The sequence below is a fragment of the Thiothrix sp. UBA5583 genome (assembly GCA_002425225.1).
GTDB lineage: Bacteria > Pseudomonadota > Gammaproteobacteria > Thiotrichales > Thiotrichaceae > Thiothrix > Thiothrix moscowensis.
On record DILV01000025.1, the window covers coordinates 31,049 to 46,750 of the forward strand.

The 15,702-nt window shown below is 52.8% G+C and carries 16 protein-coding genes; 2 read left to right on the forward strand and 14 right to left on the reverse strand.

Features of this window, described 5'->3' with window-relative positions; translation table 11 throughout:
• Positions 1–54: 54 nt before the first annotated feature.
• Positions 55–591: a TRAP transporter small permease subunit gene (locus B2U47_RS08660; RefSeq protein WP_296679989.1), complete on the forward strand. Its 537-nt coding sequence runs from the start codon at positions 55–57 to the stop codon at positions 589–591.
• Entirely contained in the window at positions 588–2,174 is a 1,587-nt protein-coding gene (locus tag B2U47_RS08665) for a TRAP transporter large permease (RefSeq protein ID WP_296679991.1), read from the forward strand. Before B2U47_RS08660 ends, B2U47_RS08665 begins: the two co-directional genes overlap by 4 nt.
• Here the strand turns inward: B2U47_RS08665 and rraA are convergent, their stop codons facing one another.
• The 14 genes from rraA to B2U47_RS08735 form a co-directional block, all read right to left on the reverse strand.
• Positions 2,175–2,666 (reverse strand): ribonuclease E activity regulator RraA, encoded by a 492-nt coding sequence (rraA, locus tag B2U47_RS08670; RefSeq protein ID WP_296679994.1) that lies wholly within the window; start codon positions 2,664–2,666, stop codon positions 2,175–2,177. It lies immediately after the preceding gene.
• A 143-nt stretch (positions 2,667–2,809) separates the two neighbouring features.
• Positions 2,810–4,123, reverse strand: coding sequence for an isocitrate lyase (aceA, locus tag B2U47_RS08675; RefSeq protein WP_296679996.1), 1,314 nt, complete (start codon positions 4,121–4,123; stop codon positions 2,810–2,812).
• Positions 4,124–4,362: 239 nt separating this feature from the next.
• Positions 4,363–5,877, reverse strand: a complete 1,515-nt coding sequence (gene mqo, locus B2U47_RS08680) for a malate dehydrogenase (quinone) (protein ID WP_296679998.1) — start codon at positions 5,875–5,877, stop codon at positions 4,363–4,365.
• Between the two features lie 351 nt (positions 5,878–6,228).
• Positions 6,229–7,446: an OmpP1/FadL family transporter gene (locus tag B2U47_RS08685; protein ID WP_296679999.1), complete on the reverse strand. Its 1,218-nt coding sequence runs from the start codon at positions 7,444–7,446 to the stop codon at positions 6,229–6,231.
• Between the two features lie 150 nt (positions 7,447–7,596).
• Positions 7,597–8,334, reverse strand: a complete 738-nt coding sequence (gene kdsB / locus B2U47_RS08690) for a 3-deoxy-manno-octulosonate cytidylyltransferase (protein ID WP_296680001.1) — start codon at positions 8,332–8,334, stop codon at positions 7,597–7,599.
• Complete coding sequence (locus B2U47_RS08695) at positions 8,331–8,522, reverse strand: Trm112 family protein (protein ID WP_210219950.1); 192 nt, start codon at positions 8,520–8,522, stop codon at positions 8,331–8,333. The genes kdsB and B2U47_RS08695 overlap by 4 nt, the downstream gene beginning before the upstream one ends.
• A complete protein-coding gene (gene lpxK, locus B2U47_RS08700) occupies positions 8,461–9,492 on the reverse strand; it encodes a tetraacyldisaccharide 4'-kinase (RefSeq protein ID WP_296680012.1) in 1,032 nt (343 codons plus the stop codon). The genes B2U47_RS08695 and lpxK overlap by 62 nt, the downstream gene beginning before the upstream one ends.
• Positions 9,473–11,230 (reverse strand): lipid A export permease/ATP-binding protein MsbA, encoded by a 1,758-nt coding sequence (gene msbA / locus B2U47_RS08705; protein ID WP_296680015.1) that lies wholly within the window; start codon positions 11,228–11,230, stop codon positions 9,473–9,475. The genes lpxK and msbA overlap by 20 nt, the downstream gene beginning before the upstream one ends.
• A 1-nt stretch (position 11,231) precedes the next feature.
• On the reverse strand, positions 11,232–11,666 hold the full coding sequence (locus tag B2U47_RS08710; RefSeq protein WP_296680017.1) for an ExbD/TolR family protein: 435 nt from the start codon (positions 11,664–11,666) through the stop codon (positions 11,232–11,234).
• On the reverse strand, positions 11,663–12,394 hold the full coding sequence (locus B2U47_RS08715; RefSeq protein WP_296680019.1) for a MotA/TolQ/ExbB proton channel family protein: 732 nt from the start codon (positions 12,392–12,394) through the stop codon (positions 11,663–11,665). The genes B2U47_RS08710 and B2U47_RS08715 overlap by 4 nt, the downstream gene beginning before the upstream one ends.
• Positions 12,395–12,516: 122 nt before the next feature.
• Complete coding sequence (locus B2U47_RS08720; RefSeq protein WP_296680021.1) at positions 12,517–13,164, reverse strand: lytic transglycosylase domain-containing protein; 648 nt, start codon at positions 13,162–13,164, stop codon at positions 12,517–12,519.
• Positions 13,165–13,250: 86 nt separating this feature from the next.
• Complete coding sequence (gene dapD, locus B2U47_RS08725) at positions 13,251–14,084, reverse strand: 2,3,4,5-tetrahydropyridine-2,6-dicarboxylate N-succinyltransferase (protein WP_296680023.1); 834 nt, start codon at positions 14,082–14,084, stop codon at positions 13,251–13,253.
• 16 nt (positions 14,085–14,100) lie between these two features.
• Positions 14,101–15,294, reverse strand: a complete 1,194-nt coding sequence (gene dapC / locus B2U47_RS08730; RefSeq protein WP_296680026.1) for a succinyldiaminopimelate transaminase — start codon at positions 15,292–15,294, stop codon at positions 14,101–14,103.
• A gap of 101 nt (positions 15,295–15,395) precedes the next feature.
• On the reverse strand, positions 15,396–15,702 hold a 307-nt coding region (locus B2U47_RS08735; protein ID WP_296688323.1), incomplete at its 5' end, for a c-type cytochrome.

Below are 15,702 nucleotides of genomic sequence, written 5' to 3' on the forward strand. Positions count from 1 at the left end.
GAGGGACGCCCCCTCAGGGGGCTGGGTGCGGGGTTGGGGTGAGGGGTACTCTTCATGCTACTAAAATTCTCCCACGCCATTGACACCCTCAATGGCTGGTTCGGGCGGCTGGCCAACGTGCTGATCCTGCTGGCCTGCGTGGTCAGTGCGGGCAATGCCCTGTTGCGCTATGGCCTTGATCTCAGCGATAACTGGCCACTGGAGTTGCAGTGGTATCTGTTCGGCGCGGCAGTCATGCTGGGCACGTCTTACACGCTGGCGCAGAACGGGCATGTGAGGGTGGACATTGTTTACGGCAATGTTTCCGAGCGCACCCGGTTGTGGATCGACATCATCGGCCTGCTGCTGTTCCTGTTGCCTGCCTGTACGCTGTTTGCGTGGCTGTCGTGGAAGACGCTGTTCCTGCCATCGTGGGAAATCCTGGAACATTCCAGCAACGCCGGGGGGCTACCGCGTTACCCGATCAAGTTCATTTTGCCGCTGGGCTTTTTCCTGCTGGTGCTGCAAGGCTTGTCGGAACTGATTAAACGCCTTGCCGCCCTGCATGGCGACATCCAGCTTGACACCCATTACGAGAGGCCGGAGCAATGATAACCCTGGACATAATGCCGCCGCTGATGTTCGCAGGGCTGGTGCTGTTCATGCTGTTCGGCTTCCCGGTGGCGTTTTCACTGATGGCGGTGGGGCTGTTCTTTGGCTTCATTTCGATTGAAATGGGCTTTTTTACGCTGGAGTTTTTGCAGGCCATCCCGCAGCGGATTTTTGGTAGCGTGATCGCCAATGAATTGTTGCTGGCGATACCGTTTTTCACCTTCATGGGTGCAGTACTGGAACGTAGCCGTCTGGCAGAGGATATGCTCGATTCGATGGGGCAGTTGTTCGGGCGGATGCGTGGGGGCTTGGGCTATTCGGTGATTCTGGTCAGCTTTGTGCTAGGGGCAATTACCGGCACGGTGGCAGCGCAGGTGATTGCAATGGCGATGATTTCGCTCCCCGTTATGATGCGTTATGGCTATAACATGCGCTACACCACCGGGGTACTGGCTGCTTCCGGGACGATTGCGCAGATTGTGCCGCCCTCCTTGGTACTGATCATCCTCGCCGACCAGTTGAAAACGCCGACGGCTAGCGCGGATGTGGGCACGATGTATCTGGCGGCATGGATTCCCGCCGCCCTCCAGATCAGCCTGTTCCTGTTGTACACCTTTTTCCTGACCCGCATCCGCCCGGACTGGCTGCCGGGGATACCGGAAGACAAGATCGAACTGAAAGGCGCGGCCTTGTGGAAGAAAGCCTTGCGCGGAATTATCCCTACCGCCGTGCTGATTTTTCTGGTGCTGGGGACGATCATGCTGGGGATTGCCACCCCGACTGAATCGGGTGCAATGGGCGCGATGGGTGCAGTGTTGCTGGCATTCCTGCGCCGCCAACAACTGGGCGGTACAGCAGAATGGGCAAGCCTGATCAAGCAGGCGTACAAGAATACGGCGCGTATCACCTCGATGGTGGTGTTCATCCTGATTGGGGCGACCACGTTTTCGGTGGTGTTCCAGGGCGTGGATGGCGGGCATTGGGTGGAAAGCCTGTTTAGTGACTTGCCCGGTGGCTGGGTCAGCTTCCTGATCATCGTCAACCTGTTCATTTTCTTTTTGGCGTTTTTCCTCGATTTCTTTGAGATCGTGTTCATCCTCGTACCGTTACTGGCTCCGGTGGCGCAGAAAATCCTCACCCCGGAACTGGAAGCGATGGGCTTTAGTGGTGCGGATGCTGCGACCGCCGCGCTGGTGTGGTTTGGCATTACCTTGAGCATCAATATCCAGACCTCGTTCATGCACCCGCCGTTCGGGTTTGCGCTGTTCTATTTGCGCGGGGTTGCGCCGAAAGAGGTGAAAAGCAGCGACATTTACTGGGGAGCAGTGCCCTGGGTGGTGTTGCAGATGATCATGACGGTGATCGTGATGTTCTCGCCGGGGCTGGTGACGGCCTTGCTGGACAAGGGTCATGCACAGGTGCAACAGGGGCAGGAGTTGAACTTCACTATTGAAAACGGCAAACCGGCAACAAGTCCGGGCAGTGGGGACATTCCGTTCCAACTGGATGGGCAGGCTCCCGCCAAACCGCAGGAACCTGCCAAATCACCAAGTGGCGAAATCCAGTTTCAACTGGACAAGTGATTACTCACCAAGCAAGGGGACGGGAGACACGATCATCCCGTCCTCATCCGAATACAGATACTGCCCCGGTGTAAACGTGACATCATGGAAACGTACCACTTCATTGCGCAAACCCACGCCACGCTTGACGCTCTTCAGCGGCAAAGTGCCGAGGGCTTTTACGCCAATATCCATCAGGCCGATGTCCACGGAATCGCGGATCAGACCGTAAACGACGATGCCATTCCAGCCGTTTTTCACCGCTTTTTCGGCGAGCATATCGCCCAGCAGGGCGCAACGGGTAGAACCACCGCCATCCACCACCAGCACTTTGCCCTTGCCATCTTCGGCAACCAGTTCGCGTACCAGTGAGTTGTCTTCGTAAATCTTGATGGTAACGATTTCGCCAGAAAATTTGCTGCGACCACCGTAGTTGTTGAAACCCGGCTGTACCACTTGCAGTGGCTTGTCTTCGTTGGCGTCGAGCAGGTCGGCTGTTTTGAAATCTGTCATGAGGAATGCTCCTTCGGAGTACCCCTCACCCCAACCCCTCTCCCTCAAGGGGAGAGGGGCTAAGAAAGAAGAGGGGTAAGAAAATAGATTTCCTGTCCCCCCTCTCCCCTTGAGGGAGAGGGGGTTAGGGGGTGAGGGGGTTCTTAGTGGAACTGCTCTTCTTCAGTAGAACCGGTCAGTGCAGTTACGGAAGAAGCGCCACCCTGGATGACCGTGGTAACGTCGTCGAAGTAACCAACGCCAACTTCCTGCTGGTGAGAGACGAAGGTGTAACCTTTGTCACGCGCAGCGAATTCTGGCTCTTGTACCATTTCGACGTAGTGCTTCATGCCTTCGCCGCGAGCGTAAGCGTGCGCGAACTGGAAGGTGTTGTACCAGTTGACGTGGATACCTGCCAGGGTGATGAACTGGTACTTGTAGCCCAGTGCGGACAGCTCTTCTTGGAAGGAAGCGATCTGGCTGTCAGACAGGTTCTTCTTCCAGTTGAAGGAAGGTGAGCAGTTGTAAGACAGCAACTGACCAGGGCACGCCGCTTGTACTGCCTGAGCGAATTCACGCGCGAAGCCGATGTCAGGTGTGCCGGTTTCACACCAAACCAGATCTGCGTAAGGCGCGTAAGCGATACCACGGCTGATGGCCTGTTCCAGACCGTTCTTGACGCGGTAGAAACCTTCAGCAGTACGCTCGCCAGTCAGGAATGCCTTGTCGTTGGCGTCGTGGTCGGAAGTCAGCAGGTTGGCTGCTTCAGCGTCAGTACGTGCCAGAACGATGGTAGGAACGCCCATCACGTCAGCAGCGAAACGTGCTGCAATCAGCTTCTCAACCGCTTCGTTGGTTGGAACCAGCACTTTACCGCCCATGTGACCGCACTTTTTCACCGCAGCCAACTGGTCTTCAAAGTGAACGCCCGCAGCACCAGCAACGATCATGCTTTTCATCAGTTCAAAAGCGTTCAGGACGCCACCGAAACCGGCTTCAGCATCCGCCACGATTGGCAGGAAGTAGTCGATGAAGTTTTCGTCGCCTGGATTAATGCCTTTAGCCCACTGAATTTCATCCGCACGCTGGAAAGTGTTATTGATGCGACGCACCATAGTAGGTACGGAGTTATACGCATACAGGGACTGGTCAGGGTACATGGTTTCAGAGGTGTTGCCGTCAGCAGCAACCTGCCAGCCGGACAGGTAAACCGCTTCCAAGCCCGCTTTGGCTTGCTGCATGGCTTGACCCGCAGTGATAGCACCAAAAGCATTGACGTAGCCTTTTTTAGCACCGCCATTAACTTTTTCCCACAGTTTTTCTGCACCACGCTTAGCCAGAGTATATTCAGGCTGGAGAGAGCCGCGCAGACGCACGACGTCTTCTGCGGTGTAGCCGCGCTTGACGTTTGCCCAACGTGGGTTTTCTGCCCAGTCTTTTTTCAGTGCTGCAATTTGCGCTTCACGAGTCATAGTCATGTAAAAGTCTCCTCAGAGTCTGATGAAGTGAACGAAACCGGTAAAAATTTTCCAGGCTAACACCTGCGGGCAGTACAATTGCACTACCCTTCCTCCTCGTGTCCGCTTTTGCGAATCTCTCAATTATGTGTCAACAATTCTTGCGATTGATGGTCGCCCGATGTTATGTGACAGTTAAAGTGTCGACAATAAAATTAATTCAATCCTGACCATTGATCAGGCCAATAATGCGACCCGTTTCAAGCTGCCGCTTCAGCCTGTTCCTCTGCCTCGACCAGTTTAAGCGTCGATAGAGTATGAGCGCGGATATGCTGTAACAACTCCACGTCTTTGATTAATGATTGACCATAAGATGGAATCATCTGCTTGAGTTTTGCTTGCCACGCAGGGGAAGCCATGTCAGCAACAAAGCATTTTTCCAACACCTGCAACATGGCTGTCACCGTAACAGAAGCCCCCGGTGAAGCACCCAGCAGCGCCGCAATAGTGCCATCTTTTGCAGCCAGTACTTCAGTACCGAATTCCAGCTTGCCACCTTTTTGCGGGTCTTTCTTGATGATCTGCACGCGCTGACCAGCCGTTGCCAGTGTCCAGTCGTCATTATTGGCATTGGGGAAATATTCACGCAAGGCATTCATGCGTGACGTGTGGGTTTGCAGTACCTCGGTGATCAGGTAACGGATCAAATCCATGCTGCCCATACCCACTTTCAACATCGGCCACAAGTTATTCAGCCGGATGCTACCAAACAGGTCTGTAAAAGAACCCTGTTTGAGGAATTTGGTAGTAAAACCGGCAAACGGCCCAAACAGCAGGGCATTTTCACCATCAATGACGCGCGTATCCAGATGCGGCACCGACATGGGCGGAGCACCGATAGAGGCTTTGCCGTAAACCTTGGCGAAATGCTGGCGCACAATCTCGGGCTTTTTGCATACCAGCCACTGACCACTGACCGGAAAACCGCCATAGCCTTTGCCTTCAGGAATTCCTGACATCTGCAACAGGGGCAACGCACCGCCACCCGCACCCAGAAAAACAAACCGGGCAGAGAAACTGACAGAATCAAAAATACTGTTTGTACTGGTAGCACGGACATACCAGCGTCCATCAGGCTGTTTCTTGATGGCGCTAACATCGTGACCAGCCAGCAATTCAAAGTCACTAAAGGCTTGCAGGCTGCCAACCATACTGCGGGTCAGGGAACCAAAGTTAATGTCGGAACCATGCATTACCCGTGTTCCAGCAACCTTTTGCGCAGGATCACGCCCATCCATAACCAAAGGCATCCATTCACGCAAAACTGCCGGATCTTCGCTGTATTCCATCCCGTCGAACATGTGATGTTGCCCGATGGCTGCAAAGCGTTTGCGCAAGAATTCAACGTTTTTGTCGCCCCAGACAAAACTTAGGTGAGGTGTCGGGTTAATAAAGGAAGAGGGTTCAGGCAATGCGCCCTGCTCGACAAGGTAAGACCAGAATTGCAGGGTACGCTCAAAGGATTCATTGATTGCAAACGCCTTGCTGGCATCAACGGTTCCGTCCGGTTTTTCCGGGGTATAGTTCAGTTCGCAATAGGCAGCATGACCAGTACCGGCATTATTCCAGCCACTGGTACTTTCCATGGCAACGTCCTCCAGACGCTCAACCATTACCATCGACAGGGAAGGATTCAACTGTTTGAGCAACACACCCAAGGTTGCACTCATTGTCCCCGCGCCCACCAGCAAAACATCAACCTGCTTCGTAGCCATACTTACCTTCAACACCCAAGATGACGGAGACACAGATGATAAAACGGGAAAGCAGCTAATTTCCACTCAAAAAATGATTATTTTTTGCACAATTGTCGACAATGCTGCAACGCAAACAGGCTCCAAGCCTTATAAAATGCGGCATTGCAGCATTTTTGGCAAATGGAAATTTTCTTTCCAGCTCGCACAAGTAGGCACACAATCAGTAGCTGAACAAGCTAGCCAGGCATTGATAGAATACTGATCCACAATGGGTATTGTCGACAATATAAATTCTGTGTTGCGCTAGTGCAGGCATAAAAAAAGCGGAGACTAGCCCCGCTTCACTCTCCTCCTATCAAATTCTTTTGCTCAGAATTCTACGCTGTATGCAACACCGACAGCATTCTGATCCATACTCAAATCAAACAAGTCCGAGCCTTGAACCAAATCTTTATTGCTGCCTTTAACTGTATTATCAAAAGCATGAACATAAGATGCTATGAGTTTAGACTTAGATGATAGCTTCACTTCTGTACCAAGGGAAACATGATTTTCAACTACAGCAGGAGCCAAAACACCAGCAGTTGTATCTTCAGAGCCGACAGGAGATTTACCCCGATTTACACCTGCCATGATCGCAACTTTATCTGTAACTTTGTGCTTTACACCTAACTTATAAACGGTTTGATTATCCCAACCAAAAGCATCCTTGACAGCATCAATCTTAGCATAATCAATACGCTGAATATCAGCAGCCACCAATGTTTTAGGCGTAGCTTGCCATGCAACCCCTACTGTAGTAGCGGCAGGAACATCAAGTGATTTATGCCCCCCAAAAGTATAAGTATCGAAATCCCCCATTGCCACCTTGGTTCTATGTGAAACACCTGCAGTAACACTAGGAGATATTTTACCTTGCCAACCTACAGTTGCACCTAAACCAGTAGAGTCCTCATAATTGTAAGCATGTCCCGGAAAAGTAAAACCTGGGTTAACTTTTATCTTATGTCTAACCAAGTTGGCAGATATACCGACTGCATTATTCTCATTGATCTTATAAGAAATTGTTGGAGATACAAATAATTGCTGATAGTCTACCCCTGCTTCAGAACCAATGCTTGCACCTGCGGGGAGCGCACCAGGAAATGTCAAGGGAATAGCGAAAGGATTAGCTTTTTCATAAGACGTATTCATTCCACCATTGCCATAAACAACAACACCGGCGGAAACTTTTTCATTAATTTGTTTCTTATATCCAGCTTCAGGAATAAAAAAGGTATCTTTTCCATTTCCATCATACTCAGTATCAGCGGGCATACCTACGGCTGTCCCATTAAACTCAGCTTTCCGGCTTGGCATAAATACCTCTACACCAACATCATATCCATCGCGGATAAAGGCTCCTGACGCAGGGTTAGTTCCCATGCTCATCGTATTGGCAGCATAACCAGCACCTGCCCCACCCATTGCACGGTGTTCCATACCTACGCCAGTAGGTGCCAAACCATTGGTTGCAAAAGCAGCTTGAGAACCGAGAGCAAGCAAAATAGATGATGCCAGCAAGGTTTTGTTGATTGCGCGACGCATGTAACTCCTCCAGAACGATTTTGTCGTAAATTTATCAATCTTTGTTGCAGAATAGTGACAGAGCATCATTGAGCTGTCAAATGGTTATTATTGACCTCCTCAATGATCATTCAGAATATTCGGATATAATAAAATTAGCGATTCGTTATATTACAGCAATAGCGCCTCAACTTTCAGCAGGTCTTCCTCCGTATCTACCCCAGCCCCTGGCACTTGCATTGCCATATCCACATGAATTTTGTAGCCATAGGATAGTGCCCGCAGTTGTTCCAGCTTTTCCAGTTGTTCCGGCAGCGTTGGTGTCAATCCGGCAAATGCCTTAAGGAAACTTGCCCGATAGGCATACATGCCGATATGCCGCAAGGCATAGTCCCGCACTGCCATGCCCGCATCGCGCTGGAACGGAATTAGGGCACGGCTGAAATACAACGCCATGCCCGTTTCATCCCGCACGACCTTGACGACATTCGGATTCACAAAATCAGCTTCATCCGCAATCGGTGTAGCCAACGTGGCAATACCCGCCTGCGGAAAACGAGCCAGATTACGCGCCAACTGATGCAAATTGGCAACTGGCGTCAGGGGCTCGTCACCTTGCAGGTTGACCACAATGGTGTCATCTGCCCAGCCCTGTTGTTGCACCACTTCTGCCAGCCGGTCACTGCCGGTTTCATGGGTGGAAGCCGTCATCGCAACCTGCGCCCCGAAACCCGCACAGACAGCACGGATGCGTTCATCGTCTGTCGCCACCAGCACAGTGGCGAACCCCGCTTCCAGTGCCCGTTCATGCACATGCTGGATCAAGGGTTTGCCTGCCAGCAGACGCAAGGGTTTGCCCGGCAAACGGGAAGAACCGTAGCGGGCAGGAATCACCAGAACCGTATTCATTCAGCCAGTTGCTCCACCTCTTCCTGGGTCAAAGGGCGGGCTTCCTCTTCCAACATGACCGGAATGTTGTCGCGGATCGGATAAGCCAGACGTGCCGATTTAGAAATCAGTTCCTGTTTGGCCTTGTCATAAATCAGCGGCCCTTTGGTCACGGGGCAAGCCAGAATTTCCAGCAATTTCTTGTCCATGATGAAATCCTTGTAAATGTGTCAGCAATGTTTGGGTCAATTCGGCATCCAGCGCAGCCTCAACTGGCAAATACCAGCAATGGCGATTGGCGAATGGGCGGCATTTTACCGCATCTTTCTCTGTCATCAGGATAGGCCGGGTATCCCCGAAATGCAGCTCCTTGCCGGAAAAAGCATGATGATCTGGGTAAATACAGGGCTCAACCTGCAAACCAGCCTGTTCCAGAGTGTGGATGAAACGTTGTGGATTACCGATTCCCGTCACAACTCGCACACTTTGCCCTGTCAGAGTCTGTAATGGCTTGCGCTCACCCGTGGCGAGATTAACCAGCGTATCGCCCCGCATGTGCATGTTTTCACCATTGATCGCCACAACATCACAGGCTGACAGACGGCTGAGCGATTCACGTAATGGTCCGGCAGGCAGGCACAAGCCATTGCCAAAACGCCGTTGCCCATCCACCACGCAGATTTCCAGATCACGCCCCATGCGGTAATGTTGCAAACCGTCATCAGCAACGATGATGTTGCAGGCATACTGGTCAAGAAGCCGGGAAATGGCTTGATTACGGTCTTTGCCAATTACCAAAGAGACATTGGTGCGTTGAACGATCAGCAAAGGTTCATCACCAACTTCACTGGCGGAAGCATTGGCAGAAACATCGCGCCATCCCCCCTTGTCCAAGGTTACGCCATATCCCCGGCTTACCACCCCCGGTTTGAAACCCATCGCCCGCAAGTGTTCCACCAACCAGATCACCAGCGGTGTCTTGCCAGTGCCACCGACGGAAATGTTGCCCACCACAATCACCGGAACAGCATGTTTAACCTGTTTACGTCGTTGCAACTGGCGGTTCAGAGCACTCAGCAGACAGAAAACGCCGGTCAATGGCAACAGCAGGTATTTGCCCAGCCAGCCATCGCCGTACCAGACATTCAGCAACCAGCGTTCAAGTGCTTGCTTCATCATGGAATTGTAGCGCGTGCAGTCGTGCGTACTGACCATTCTGCACCAACAGGTCGGCATGTTTGCCGGATTCGATGATTTCCCCATCCTGCATGACCAGAATCCGGTCAGCATTTTCAATGGTGGAAAGACGGTGGGCTATCATGAAGGTGGTACGATTTTCCAGCAAACGGTCAAGCGCCGCCTGAATATGACGTTCGGATTCAGTATCCAGTGCAGAGGTAGCCTCATCCAGAATCAGGATTTGCGCAGAAGAGAGGATGGCGCGGGCAATCGACAGGCGCTGGCGTTGCCCACCTGACAACATCACGCCGTTGTCACCAATCAGCGTATCAAACCCTTGTGGCAGTTTTTCGATGAATTCCAAGGCATGGGCAGCTTCAGCCGCAGCGCGGATACGTTCTTCCTGCATCCCGCGCATGTCACCATAGGCAATGTTGTTACGTACTGAATCATTGAACAGCACAATATCCTGCCCCACATAAGCGAGATGGCTGCGTAAATCACGCAGACGAATGTCCTGCAACAGCACACCATCCAGCCGGATTTCGCCAGTTTGCACATCATGGAAACGTGGCAACAAGTTCACCAGCGTGGTCTTGCCACTGCCTGATTTGCCCACCAGCGCGATTTTCTCACCCGGCTTGACCTTCAGGTTGATGTTGCGTAGCACAGTCTTGTCGGTTTCCGGGTAAACGAATGCCACATCGCGGAATTCGACTTCACCCCGGCACTGTTGCAGTACTTGCGTCCCGTTGTCACGCTCGGTCTGGCTGTCCAGCAATTCAAAAATGCCTTCACCGGCAGCAATCGCGGTTTGCAATTGTGCATTCAGTTGTGTGAGGTTGCGGATCGGGGTCAGCATCAGGATCATCGACATGATGAAAGACATGAACGTACCGGGAGACAGGGTTTCCAGTGTCGATTGACGGGTTGCAATATACACCATTGCCGCCAGTGCCACTGCCACCATGAATTGCACCAACGGGGTACTGAGCAACTCCGTCACCATGCGTTTCATTTGCAGATTGATGTTGTCCTCATTGGCTGCCGAGAATCGCTGCGACTCGTACTGCTCGCCGTTGAAAATCCGCACCACTTTGTAACCACGGATCATTTCATTGGCAATCTGTGTCACCTGCCCCACTGAATCCTGTACCTTGTGGCTTAAACGGCGCAAACGGCGGGTGGCATACACCACAACCACGGTAATCAGTGGGGCAATCACCAGCGTTGCCAGCGTCAGTTGCCAACTCTGATAAAACATCAGCGCCAGCAAACCGATAATGGTGACGGAATCCTGCACCAGAGACGTGATACCCCGAATACTGGCATTGGCGACCTGATCAATATAGTAACTGACGTAAGCCAGCAACTTGCCAGAAGACGTATTCTCAAAAAACCGTACCGGCATCCGCAACAGGTGGGCAAACACCTGATCACGCAGGGTTTTGGTCACTTGTCTTCCCACCAGCCCGATGTAATAACCCGACACGAACATAGCAGCGCCACGCAACAGGAAAATCCCCAAAATGCCCAGCGGCAACCATGCAATCACCGCCTGATCACGTTGCAGGATCGCCTTATCCAGCAATGGCCCCAGAATCCACGCAAACAGCGGCTGGGTAATGGCACTGACAATCAGCCCTACGATAGCCAGCAACAGGTAATGCCCATACGTCAGCGAATAACCAATCAGCCGTCGGTAAACCTGCAAGCCAGTCGTGCGGGGTATGTTCATCCTATTCCTGTGGTTTGCGGCTTGACTGTGATGTCGCCAGCGAGAAATTGGTCAGACCCAAGCGCCCGGCAATATCCATCGCCGTAACAACCGCCTGATAATCGACATTAGCATCAGCGGAAATCACCAACGGTGGCGTATTGTTGCCCAAATCTTCCAGCGTCTGGCTCATGGCCTGAAACAGGGTTTCCGGTTGGTTGTTCAGCACTTCGCGCCCATTGATGTAATAACGCCCCTGCCCGTCGATCAACAGTTCCAGCTTGTCCTGCACAGCCGTCGACGCTGTATTGCTGGCAGTCGGCAGTTCAATCTTGAGTTCGGCATTTTTGTCAAAGGTGGTTGTTACCATGAAAAAAATTAGCAACATGAACACCACATCAATCAGTGATGTCAGGTCAACACCACTGTGGGTACGTTCGCGGGTACGGAATTTCATGCAGGCCGCCCTCCACGTGCAGGAGGTGTTCCCGCAGCCGGAGCAGGACGTTGCTGAGCTGTGCTAGCTGCCACAGCCGGGGCAGGACGTGCCGCAGCACCCGCAGGCATGGCGGGCATGGTTTTACGGTTGGAATTAGCAATCTCGATCAGACGCAGGGCTTCACGTTCCATGGTTGCCACATAGCCATCCACCTTAGCCTTGAAATAGCGCTCAAACACCAGTGTGATGATGGCGATCAGCAAACCCGCCACGGTGGTAATCAGGGCTTCGGAAATCCCCCCAGCCATTTGCTGCGGGTTGCCGACTCCGGCGGCATTGATAGCACTGAAAACACCTATCATGCCCAACACGGTTCCCAACAGACCCATCATTGGTGCAATCGTCACCACCGTGCCCAACGCTGGCAGATAACGTTCCAGTTCCTGCACCGCGTGTCGCCCGGCTTCCTCGACATTTTCCTTCATGATGTGGCGCGGCAGTTCACGGCTTTCCAGCCCGGTCGCCAACACCCGCCCCATCAGGGAACTGTTGCGCAATTCATCGACCTGTGCATCCTGCAACTTACTACTACCGGCCAGTTTGCGGGCGCGTTCAATATCTTCGGCGGGCACAACCTTGCCCACACGCAGCGACATGAAACGTTCGATGATAATAGCTACTGCAATGACCGAACTCAGGATCAGGGGAAACATCATGATCCCGCCAGACTTGATTAATTCAAACATACCTATTCATGCCTCATTTTTATATGATTTAGCCCGTGAGTGTATGATGGTGATTTACCACAAGGAACAAACGCAGAAAAGCATAGCATCATACAATGATGCTTGCCCACAACAAAAAGACTTCAGCGTTTGTAGAGATGCGGTGCTTTGGCCTTGTTTGCCATCAGGCCGGAACGCCCCGGTTTGCCCGCAAAGGGCGACTGGTAAACCGCAGAAACCCGCCCGCCTGCTTTGGATACTTTACCGCCCGTTGTGGTCACGGCAGGCAAGGCAACCGCCTGTCCACTCAAACGGTTATACACGGTCAGCACTCGCCGGACATAATGCTGGGTTTCATTGTAGGGGGGAATTCCCTGATACTTGTCGACAGCCCCTTCCCCAGCATTGTAAGCCGCAATCGCCTTATACAAGTCGCCGTTATAACGTTGCATCAACCAGCTCAGGTAGCGGGTTCCGGCATGAATATTCTGGGTACTGTTGAAAGAATCCTCCACACCAAAGCGGGCCGCCGTTGCCGGGATCAATTGCATCAAGCCCTGCGCCCCCTTGGGTGACACGGCAGTGTTGTTGTAACAAGATTCAACCGCGATCACCGCCTTGATCATCGCGGTATCCACCCCGTATTGCCCGGAATACTTGCTGATGGTTTCCAGATGCGGGGTAGCCTTTTTCTCGATGCCATCGGCATTCATGCTGACACAAACCTGCGCCCCGGCACTGGATGCCATCCCCCACAGCAAACTTGTTGCAAGCAGCAATGCATACTTCATCTCAGACCTCATACCCACGGGAAACTAATATATTAGTATAGACTAATACATTAGTCCCCATTTGGTGCGACAGGTTCAATGTAGCGTCAAATATCACGCAACAATTCGTTGATACCCACCTTGCCACGGGTTTTGGCATCCACTTTCTTCACAATAACCGCACAATACAGACTGTATTTACCATCGCTGGAAGGCAGGTTGCCGGAAACAACCACAGAACCCGCCGGGACACGCCCATACATGACTTCGCCAGTTTCACGGTCATAAATACGGGTACTTTGACCAATGTAAACGCCCATGGAAATGACGGAACCTTCTTCAACGATCACGCCTTCCACCACTTCGGAACGCGCACCGATGAAGCAGTTGTCTTCAATGATGGTCGGGCCTGCCTGTACCGGCTCCAGCACCCCACCGATGCCTACACCACCGGAAAGGTGAACGTTTTTGCCGATTTGCGCACAGGAACCGACGGTTGCCCAGGTATCCACCATCGTGCCACTATCCACATACGCGCCAATATTGACGTAGGAAGGCATCAGCACGCAGCCAGGAGCAATATAGGAACCACGGCGGGCAATCGCATTCGGCACAACACGCACACCACCTGCCGCAAACTCTTCCGCACTCAGCCCCGCAAATTTGGATGGAACCTTGTCGTAATACTGGGTGCAGCCGCCATCCATCACTTCGTTGTCATTCAGGCGGAAAGACAGCAATACCGCCTTTTTCAGCCACTGGTTGACTTCCCACTGGCCTACCCCGTGCTGGGTGGCAACCCGCAGCTTGCCCTGATTCAGCAAATCCAGCGCTGCATTGACCGCATCGCGGGTTTTGGCGTCTGCATTACGCGGGTTGATGTCGGCGCGGCGTTCAAACGCTTCCTCGATGACTGCTTGCAGTTCTGCAACTTGTGACATGTCTCTCTCCTGATTTTTAAAGGTTTTCGGTTACGCGCCGGATACGTTCCGCCGCTTCGGTACATTCTTCCAGCGAAGCCACCAAGGCCAGCCGTACCCGGTTACGCCCCGGATTCAGCCCATTCACATCCCGAGACAGATAACTGCCCGGCACAACATTGACATGGGCGCGTGCAAACAACTCACGGGTAAAAATTTCATCATCCACCGGGGTTACTGGCCACAGATAGAAACTGGCTTGTGGCAGTTTGACATCCAGCACCGGTGCAAGGATTTCCATCACTGTGGCAAATTTCTGCCGGTACAATGCCCGGTTGACCTGTACATGCGTTTCATCATTCCAGGCAGCGATACTGGCGACCTGAAACGGCGGTGGCATCGCACAACCGTGATAGGTGCGGAACAACAGGAACTGTTTCAGTACCGCTGCATCCCCAGCCACAAAACCGGAACGCATCCCCGGCGCATTCGATCGCTTGGAAAGACTATGGAATACCACACAACGCTTCCAAGCAGTATTCCCCATTTGGGCGGCAGCCTGTAGCAGCCCCGGTGGAGGCTGGTCTTCGTCAAAATACAGCTCGGAATAGCACTCGTCAGACGCGATGATGAAATCGTGTTTTTCTGCCAGCTCCAACACCTGCCTGAGAGTCTCCAGCGGCATGACTGCACCGGTCGGGTTGCCGGGGCTGCAAATGTACAGCAACTGGCAACGCTGCCACACCGCATCCGGTACGGCGGCAAAATCCGGGATAAAACCGTTGTCCTCAGTACAGGGCAGAAAAACCGGCTCAGCCCCCGCCAGCAATGCCGCTCCCTCGTAGATCTGGTAAAACGGGTTGGGCATGACCACCGCAGCATCTGCCCTGCGCTCCACCACGGTCTGGGCAAACGCGAACAAAGCCTCACGAGTTCCGTTGACTGGCAGCACATGCTGCTCCGCATCCACGGAACCCGGCGGCAACTGGAAACGCCGCGTCAGCCAGCCTGCAATCGCTTCCCGCAACGCTGGGATGCCTTTGGTCAACGGGTAGTTAGCAAACCCACCCATGTTGGCAACAACCGCCTGATGGATAAAATCCGGCGTGGGATGCTTTGGCTCCCCCATTGCCAACGAAACGGCAGGCAAATCAGCCGGAGCCACACCTTGCAGCAAAGTGCGGATTTTTTCAAACGGGTAAGGTTGCAGACGTGCAAGATCAGAATTCATCAGCCGCTGGTTTCCTGATTTTCTCGAAAAAGGGGCAGTATACCGGAAAAAGAAAAAGCCCCGAAACGGGGCTTTTTCAGGATCACGCTGAAACGTGTTGATTACTTGGCTTTGGAAACCATGAAATCAACCGCGGCCTTGACTTCGGCATCAGACAGAGCAGGGTTGCCGCCTTTGGCTGGCATTGCATTCTTGCCCTTCAGGGAAGATGTGTAGAGAGCATCGTTGCCAGTTGCAATGCGCGGCGCCCAAGCAGCCTTGTCACCCAATTTTGGTGCGCCCGCAATGCCCATGTCGTGGCAGCTAAAGCACAGACCTTTATAGACTTTCTCGCCGTTAGCAGCACCACCAGCCATGCCGGACATGCCTTGCATTCCAGACATACCGCTCATGCCTGCCATGCCTTCC